Annotated in this window: 5 protein-coding genes and 1 pseudogene; 5 read left to right on the forward strand and 1 reads right to left on the reverse strand. The window is 60.4% G+C overall.

The window, feature by feature from the left end; translation table 11 throughout:
* Positions 1–71: 71 nt before the first annotated feature.
* A pseudogene (locus DC522_RS37675) lies at positions 72–712 on the reverse strand (IS5 family transposase); the annotation flags it as partial.
* A gap of 444 nt (positions 713–1,156) precedes the next feature.
* Here DC522_RS37675 and DC522_RS31910 point away from each other — a divergent pair.
* The 5 genes from DC522_RS31910 to DC522_RS31930 are packed head-to-tail and all read left to right on the forward strand — an operon-like array spanning position 1,157 to position 6,629.
* Entirely contained in the window at positions 1,157–2,761 is a 1,605-nt protein-coding gene (locus DC522_RS31910) for an ABC transporter substrate-binding protein (RefSeq protein WP_116532468.1), read from the forward strand.
* 3 nt (positions 2,762–2,764) lie between these two features.
* Entirely contained in the window at positions 2,765–3,706 is a 942-nt protein-coding gene (locus DC522_RS31915; RefSeq protein ID WP_116532469.1) for an ABC transporter permease, read from the forward strand.
* 1 nt (position 3,707) lies between these two features.
* Positions 3,708–4,589: an ABC transporter permease gene (locus tag DC522_RS31920; protein WP_116532470.1), complete on the forward strand. Its 882-nt coding sequence runs from the start codon at positions 3,708–3,710 to the stop codon at positions 4,587–4,589.
* Between the two features lie 7 nt (positions 4,590–4,596).
* Positions 4,597–5,604, forward strand: coding sequence for an ABC transporter ATP-binding protein (locus tag DC522_RS31925; protein ID WP_116532472.1), 1,008 nt, complete (start codon positions 4,597–4,599; stop codon positions 5,602–5,604).
* On the forward strand, positions 5,601–6,629 hold the full coding sequence (locus DC522_RS31930) for an ABC transporter ATP-binding protein (protein ID WP_116532471.1): 1,029 nt from the start codon (positions 5,601–5,603) through the stop codon (positions 6,627–6,629). The genes DC522_RS31925 and DC522_RS31930 overlap by 4 nt, the downstream gene beginning before the upstream one ends.
* The last annotated feature ends 141 nt before the right edge of the window (positions 6,630–6,770 follow it).

The following is a 6,770-nucleotide window of genomic DNA, read 5'->3' on the forward strand; positions in this document are numbered from 1 at the left end:
CAATCGCCACCAGTTCAGCTTAAGCTGTCCAAAGCGGCTCAGGCAGAATTTGTCATTTGTGATTAGACCATCTCGACCTTGTGCCGTTGACGATACAGAGCCTTGTCATAGGCGATGGGAGCTTTCCGGCTCTTGGTCGGCGGAATGCAGGATGTGATGCCTTTGTCAGCAAGAGCCTCCCGGAACCAGTTGCTGTCGTAGCCCTGATCGGCAATCAGGGTTGCGCCAGTCGGCAGCGCCTCCAGGATGAGCCGTGCGCCCTTATGGTCGCTCATCTGCCCTTCCGACAGCAACAGGATGATCGGCCGGCCTGCCTCATCGCAGACCGCATGGAGTTTGGAGTTCAGGCCACCCTTCGTGCGCCCGATACGACGGGGAACATCCCCTTTTTGAGCAGGCTCGCCGCGGTGCGGTGTGCCTTCAGGTGCGTGGCGTCGATCATGATCCGCTCGGGCTTGGGGCCTTCGCTGGCCAGAGCCGCGAAGATCCTGTCGAACACCCCCAGTCGGCTCCATCGCATGAACCGGTTGTACAACGTCTTGTGGGGCCCGTACTCTTTAGGCGCATCCTTCCACTGCAAGCCGTTGCGGATGACGTACACGATCCCGCTGACCACCCGCCGGTCATCCACGCGTGGCACTCCATGGGCCAGCGGAAAACACGGCGAAATCCTCGCCATCTGACGCTCACTGAGCAGAAACAGATCACCCATTCACAGCCTCCTCGACAGAAGGCTCTGAATCACACCTCAACCCAAATTAATAGGTCCTGAGCCCAGTTTGACAGACAGCTTGATCTCGATTCCGAGCGGCTGGCGTTAAACGATGAGACCAGCGCCTCGACCAAAATGGCACGCCTGTATGGACGCTGCTCGCGAGGCCAGCGCCTGCGGGTCGGCATTCTTTCGCCGCGTCGTGAAGCGCGAACCGAATGATATCTTACACCGTTGCGTAGATTGTTTGAAGGCATCGCTCCCTTTGCCATAACGTGGTCATCCAATGTTTAAAACATTCGTTGCAAACGGATATATAACGAGATAAATGTAGCGCTGGAACTGGTGGCCTTAAGTCCAGCCTACAGCTCCTGCTTCCAAACAAAGGGCTTACGTACCGTAGTGAGCCGAACTTGCAGTCAAAAGCGCAAAGGGAACCCGAGCATGACAATCTCTCGACGCGACCTCGTTAAAGCGGGCGTAGCCGCCGGAACGGCCTTATCGATTCCGTCAGTCCTGCGGGCGCAGACGGCACCTACAGCCGCGCGGACAGTACGCATGGCGATGGACGGCGACCTAAGCGTCTTCGATCCGATCTTTACGACAGCTACCATTACCGCCAACCATGCCCTGATGATTTATGACACGCTGTTCGCACGCGACTCCAAGTTGACACCGCAGCCGCAAATGGTGGGGAAGTGGGGTGTTTCCGACGACAAGAAGAACTATACATTCGAGCTCCGGGACAGTCTGAGCTGGCACGATGGCACTCCTGTCACCGCGGCGGATTGCGTGACCTCGATCCGTCGCTGGGGTCAAGCGGACGGCGGCGGACGACTGCTCATGGAGCGGGCCAGGGATATCTCAAAGAAGGACGACAAGACCTTCACGATCACGCTTAAGGAGCCGCTGGGTCTTCTGATTGATCTGATGGCGACAATGTCGGGGCGGCGCCTGTACGTCATGCGCGAGAAGGACGCGGGCCGCCCCGCGACCGAGCAGGTAACCGCGAATATCGGATCGGGGCCGTTTAAGTTTAATGACGCTCTTGCCAGGCCAGGTTCGAGTTTTACCTATGACCGCAACGAAAAATATGTACCACGACAGGAGCCGTTAGACGGGGGTGCCGGCGGAAAGGTCGTCAAGATCGATCGCGTGATCTGGGACAATATCGCTGATCAGCAAACTGCTTTGGCGGCCTTGCAGACAGGTGAAATTGACTTCCTTCAAGTTCCACCGCCCGATCTTTACTCAGCGATCGAGAGCGATCCGAACCTTGCACTCCAGCTTCTGGACAAGGCTGGCGACGACACGGTCCTACGCATGAACTGTCTGCAGAAGCCGTTCGACAACGTCAAGGCGCGCCAAGCGATGCTTCACCTGCTCGACCAGGAGGCGTTCTTGCGCGTCATGGCCCCCGACCCAAAATACGGCCACACCGTCACTTCTATCTTTGGAAACAGTACACTCTATTCCAACGACGAAAATACGGGCTGGTACAAGAGGGGCGGCGATCCGGAAAAGGCCAGGCAGCTCTTCAGGGAAGCAGGATATGCCGGCGAGAAGGTCGTCATTCTCCAACCCACGAATTTGCCGGCGTTCAGCAATGCCTCGCAGTTACTGGCGGCGACGCTGCGCAAGATAGGGGTCAATGCCGAGCTTGCGCCGAGTGACTGGGGCGGGGTTATCAAACGCCGCGCGAACAAGGGGCCTGTCGAGAACGGTGGATGGAGCATCTTCCTCACGAGCACCACCGACCATTCCCTGAGTGATCCAATCGCCGCCCTCCCCTTAAGCGCCAATGGTGACACTGGCTGGTATGGCTGGCCGAAGAACGACGAATACGAGGCTCTTCGGGCCAAATGGGCAGATGTCGAAACGCTCGAACAGCGCAAGGCACTGGCTCGCGAAATGCAACGGGTTTGGTGGGACTTCGTCGGCGACGTCAGGCTAGGCCAAATTGTGTCGCCGATCGCACGCCGCAAGACGCTCACCGGGCTCATTGAGATGCCGGGACCTGTTGCAATGTGGAACATGCAGAAGGCCTGAGCGATGGCTGGCTACATCTTACGCAGGATGGTGTCGACCATCGCCGTTATGGCGATGGTCGGGATCTTCGTCTTTCTGCTTCTCAGGCTGGCGCCCGGCGACCCGGCGGCGATGATCGCCGGCCCGTCGGCGACAGAACAAATGATCGCTGGCATCCGCGAGCGTCTGGGGCTCAATGATCCACTGCCAGTTCAGTTCCTGCGTTGGGTGCGGGACATGCTCAGCGGCGATTTCGGCATCTCGATCTTTGCCGGACATCCAGTTCTCCAACTCATCTCGCACCGGCTCGAACCGACCATTTCCCTGTCAGTCCTGACCATGATCCTTTCGGTGACGGTCGGTGTCTCCTTTGGCGTTCTTGCCGCGTGGCGATCGGGCGGTCTCATCGACCGCTTTCTCGCGGCCTTCTCGGCGCTTGGTTTTTCTGTTCCGGTGTTTGTCGTTGGTTACTTCCTCGTATATTTCTTTGCTATCAGAATGCACTGGCTGCCGGTTCAGGGATATGTGCCAATCAACCGTGGCCTGGTGCCTTGGTTTGTGCAACTGATCCTGCCCACCGTGGCTCTGAGTCTTGGCTACATTGCCTTCATTGCCCGGACCGCTCGGGCGAGCATGCTCGAGGTCCTGTCGGAAGACTATATGCGAACGGCCGCTGCGAAGGGCGCTTCGCCCTATGCCATGCTTTTCCACCATGCTTTGAAAAACGCCGGCGTTCCGATCCTGACCGTGATCGGCATCAGCTTCGCCTATCTGATCGGCGGGGTTGTCCTCACGGAAACGGTGTTCAACGTACCCGGTATCGGTCGTCTGGTCGTCGATGCGATCAACAACCGTGACTATCCCATCATTCAGAGCGTGCTCATCCTGGTTTCAGGTCTGTACGTCCTGATCAATCTCGCGGTCGATCTTGCCTACACCTTGATCGATCCTCGCATCCGGTACTGATATGACTCTCTCCCTTGCATCGATTGAATCGGAACCGCAGAGCCGACTTCAGATATCCAGTCTTGCTCGCCTCGCAAGGCGGCACCCGCTGGTGCTGATAGGGGGCGGCCTCCTAATGCTTCTAATGGTCCTGGCCCTGGCTGCTCCGCTTTTCGCGGGCGATCCGATGACCATGAATCCTTTCAAGCGGCTTCAGCCGCCTTCCGCCGAAATGTGGTTTGGAAGCGATAATCTCGGCCGGGACGTGTTTGCCCGAACGATCTTCGGCGCACGCATCTCCCTGATGGTCGGGCTGTTATCGGCTGTGTGCGCGGCTCTTGCCGGGCTTCTGATCGGGATTATTGCCGGCTACAACCGCTGCTTCGACAACATCGCCATGCGGGTCATGGACGGCCTGATGTCGATCCCGACGATTCTGCTGGCCATTGCGCTAATTTCCCTGACAGGCCCCGGGATCGGCATCCTCATCGTTGCCATCGCAATCCCCGAGACGCCAGCCGTCACGCGGCTGGTTCGTTCGGTAGTTCTGAGTGTGCGGGAGCGTCCCTATGTGGAGGCGGCGCTGTGCGGCGGGGCGCGCCTGCCGAAGGTGCTGGGGCGGCACATTCTCCCGAGCACCATTCCGGCCCTGATGGTCCAAAGCGCCAGTGTGTGCGCCAGTGCGATCCTGACAGAAGCTGGGCTGAGCTTTCTAGGCGTCGGCGTGCCGCCGGAGATCCCTAGCTGGGGCAACATGATTGCAAGCTCTCGCTTGTATCTCGGCGTCGCCCCCCTGACAGTCTTCGCCCCTGGCATTTGCCTTGCCGTCACGGTCCTCACCGTCAACCTGCTCGGGGATGGCCTGCGCGACCTGTTCGACCCCCGTGCAAAGCGGAGGCGCTGACATGCAAATGCAGATGCAAAATACCATTGGGGATGACGTCCTGCTTGATGTTCGAGACCTCGAGACGCACTTCTTCGGCGAAGACAGCGTCACCCGTGCCCTGGGCGGCATCAGCTTCCAGGTCAGGAAAGGCGAAACGCTCGGCGTTGTCGGTGAATCCGGATGCGGCAAGAGCATCACCGCCCTCTCCATCCTTCGCCTGCTGCCGAAGCTGAGCGCCAGGACCGTCGGCGGCGAGATCCGCTTCCACGGACGCAATCTCCTGAACCTCTCCGACCGGGAGATGCGACAGATCCGCGGCAACCAGATCGCCATGATCTTTCAGGAGCCGATGACAAGCCTGAACCCGGTTTACACGGTCGGTCACCAGATCGCTGAAGCGGTCCAGATCCACACCAAGGCCTCCCGGGCCGAAGCAATGGCCGAGGCGCAAGAGATGCTCCGGCTCGTCCGCATTGCGGACCCCGAACGTCGGGTTAGCAACTATCCGCATGAGATGTCAGGCGGCATGCGCCAGCGTGCCATGATCGCCATGGCGCTCGCCTGCTCACCGGAGCTGTTGATCGCCGATGAGCCGACGACGGCGCTGGACGTCACGATCCAGGCGCAGATCCTGCGGCTGATCGTCGATCTGAAAGACCGCATGGGGACGGCCGTGATGTTCATCACCCATGATCTGGGCGTTGTCGCCGAGACCTGCCAACGAGTGATTGTCATGTACGCCGGCCGGATCGTCGAGCAAGCAACCGTAACCGATCTGTTTGCGCGCCCCGCGCATCCCTACACTCAGGCCCTCATGCGCTCGGTGCCGGATCGGCGGCACGGCCGGCGGCAGCGCCTTCCGGAAATTCCCGGAACTGTGCCAAACCTGCGCGGGCCCATGATCGGCTGCAGCTTTGCGGCTCGCTGCCCGTTCGCGATCGACCTTTGCCGTGAGAAGACGCCCACCCTTCGGGAGGTCGGGCAAAGCCACGCCGCAGCTTGCTGGCGTTCTGAAGAGGTAGCAGGCGCATGAATGGTCCCCTGCTGAAAGTCGAGAACCTGACCAAGCATTATCCGCTCGGTGCGGGCTTTCTGAACAAGACGGTCCCGGTGGTGCGGGCGGTCGAGGATGTTTCCTTCTCCGTCGAAGCGGGCGAGACGCTCTGCATTGTGGGTGAGTCCGGCTGCGGCAAGTCCACGGTCGCGCGGCTCCTGATGCGGCTCGTGAATCCGACGGGCGGACGCGTGCTGATCGACGGGATCGACATTGCGAGTCTCAAGACACACGAGCTTCGCGCGTCGCGCCGGCGCATGCAGATGGTGTTTCAGGATCCCTACTCGTCACTGAACCCGCGCCTCACGGCCGGGCAGATCATCACCGAGCCTGTCGAGAATTTTGAGCGCCTCAGCCGTAAGCAACGCGACGTGCTGGCCGCGGACCTTCTCCGCAAGGTGGGAATGCGGCCCGAGATGATGCACCGGTTCCCGCCCGAGTTCTCGGGCGGCCAGCGCCAGCGGCTCGGAATCGCACGGGCATTGGCCCTCCAGCCCTCGCTCATCATCGCTGACGAGGCGGTCTCGGCCCTTGATGTCTCCGTACAGGCCCAGATCTTGAACCTGCTTCTGGACCTCCAGCAGGAGATGGGCATCGCCTTCGTGTTCATCTCGCATGATCTTGGCGTCGTGGAGCATATCGGTCACCGCGTGGCGGTCATGTATCTGGGGCGGATCGTGGAACTCGCCCCGTGTGAAGCGCTCTTTGCCAGGCCGGTCCACCCCTACACCGAGGCGCTGATCGGGGCAGCACCTGTGCCGGATCCAACGCGGGCACGGCTGGCGGCCCCGGTGGAGGGCGAGGTGCCAAGCCCCGTCAATCCGCCGAGCGGGTGTGCGTTCCACCCGCGCTGCCCGCTCGCGGTTGAGCGGTGCAGGGTCGACGTGCCGCCTCTGGTGCCGATGGCAGACGGTCGAGTCGTGGCCTGTCATGTGCGCGCTCCGGCCACGAGCAGCCAAACCCAGCCGGTTGCAGCGGCCGATCCTTCACTCGCTGTAAGATAGCCTTTTACCCGATCGACGATCTGCCCCGCATCGTTGATCTGAGCCCGTTTGGTGCCCCCTACTGCATGATGAAGAGACGAAGGATAGGTCGATGAGAGATCAGTCGCGCGAAGACAGTGACTATTGGGGCGCCGAGATGGG

It is taken from the genome of Microvirga sp. KLBC 81 (assembly GCF_003075415.1).
Classification (GTDB): Bacteria; Pseudomonadota; Alphaproteobacteria; order Rhizobiales; family Beijerinckiaceae; genus Microvirga.